The 1,739-nt window shown below is 47.7% G+C and carries 2 protein-coding genes and 1 pseudogene; all 3 read right to left on the bottom strand.

Annotated features, from left to right (window positions below):
* Positions 1–503: 503 nt before the first annotated feature.
* A complete protein-coding gene (locus G463_RS0117270; protein WP_026976121.1) occupies positions 504–968 on the bottom strand; it encodes a hypothetical protein in 465 nt (154 codons plus the stop codon).
* Positions 969–1,239: 271 nt separating this feature from the next.
* Positions 1,240–1,443, bottom strand: a complete 204-nt coding sequence (locus G463_RS23755) for an SRPBCC family protein (RefSeq protein WP_342663834.1) — start codon at positions 1,441–1,443, stop codon at positions 1,240–1,242.
* Between the two features lie 32 nt (positions 1,444–1,475).
* Positions 1,476–1,706, bottom strand: a pseudogene (locus G463_RS23750) (ArsR family transcriptional regulator); the annotation flags it as partial.
* Between the last annotated feature and the right edge of the window lie 33 nt (positions 1,707–1,739).

Genomic DNA, 1,739 nt, shown 5'->3' with positions numbered 1-1,739 from the left:
CGGCACCGTGATCGACATGATTGTTGAACAGTTTATCACCCATTTACCCAGCGCTATCAAGGAAAAGCTGGCTGTCTAAGGGTGCGAAACTTGAGATCTTAATTTGAAAGCCACCGAGCAATGACGCCCATGGAAAAATGGAACTGGCAGAACACGCCGTTCCAACGGGATACCGATGGAGAATATTCAAATGATTTACACAGCCAGCCGTGGTATTCCTCGTGTTGTAAACCAATTCTGCACACAGGCACTCTATGACGCGGCGGCACGGGACAGCGAAGCGATTGAGGAAGGGCACATCCAGCGGGTACTCAATGACCTGGAATGGCAACGCAGGGCTGTTGGCTGATTGATTCACGGCTGAAATGACTGACGGATGAACGCTCATACTGCTGGCAGATTGACACTACAGCCGCTCCGCCAATAACGGTGACCGAGCCACCGACAAACAGCGTGAGCGGCTGCAAAATGGCTGGATTCCTCCAATTGCGCCCTTGCTTACTTTAATATTCTCCTTTAATTACAAAAAATGAGCCCCGAATTGTTCCAGCTAGTTTAGACTTCTGCCTAGCAAACTTAAACTTCCCTTCTAACTCCTTTGGTACCTCCATCCCCTCAGAAAGCTTAAAACCAACGGCCCGCTTCTTAGGGTCATCAACCGTATACATGACATTGACCTCGAGACCATCCTCATAAAAGACGTAGGCAAATTTGATATTTTCCACTTGAAAACGCGACGTTTCTAAAGGTTTGGCCGCAAACTCAATATCACGTTCTTCTTTCAAAATTCGGTTTACATAATCAAGTGTCTCCTGGCTTTCTCTAGCTGGTACAACCGTAAATTCATGCTTGTATTTGTTCATAAAGTAACGGGCTTCATTAGCACGTAAACCAGCAAGCGCTTCTACTACAGGTGAAGACTCTAATCCAACCGTAGACACATTTTTAAAATCAACGATATAGGACATTTCCGCGGCTCCTTTTATCTCTTTATTTCCCAACAACAGGAATCAACATTTCTTGCTGCCTCTGCTTCCTGAAGGCCTTTATATGCTTCTACAACGGCCCGATCCCGTCGCGCTATTTCCTTTTCAAGTTCTATATCCGCTTGCTCCAGCTGCTTTAAATGCTTATGCACTCGTATGGCACAAGCCTCGTTTATTTGCAAAGAACGTACATGACATGTACGAATAGAATGTTATGCCTATATGCTTAGAACGCAAATCGAACCCCGAGTTTTTAGTCCGCCAACACTTTTTCGAGCTGGTTAGCCATGCTCTGCCAACCATACAGTGCCCCACTGAATGCTTGCTCTTCCTTGAATCCAGTTTGATCGAGATGCACATGGGTGGTTCCTTCGGCGTCTTGTTTCAAAGTCCACGTCACTGTCGTGTTTTCCCCGCCACTTACCCATGTGTACGATAACCGATGAGGCTCGTCCACTTCGAGGACCTCGCAATTTACAATCCCATCCCACGTGCCTCCCGTCTGACTTTTCGATCCAAGGCCAGATGGGCATCCTTCAGGACCGACAAGTGTCTGGAAACTGCCGTACGCCCCATTTGAAATTGAGCCTTCAACTCGTGCAGAGGCAATTCTTTTGCATCTGCCAACAGACGAATTAGTGTTCATCGGGTTGGATCGGCGTGAGCGTCAAATAGCGCACACCTAGCGCCAGGCCCTCTTCTGCGAGATGATCCCCCCAGAATCCAATCATGGAGGGATCATCGTGACGAAGG

It is taken from the genome of Alicyclobacillus contaminans DSM 17975 (assembly GCF_000429525.1).
Classification (GTDB): Bacteria; Bacillota; Bacilli; order Alicyclobacillales; family Alicyclobacillaceae; genus Alicyclobacillus_A; species Alicyclobacillus_A contaminans.
The sequence above is the reverse complement of the archived record's forward strand: the minus strand, read 5'-3'. Positions and strand labels throughout refer to the sequence as shown.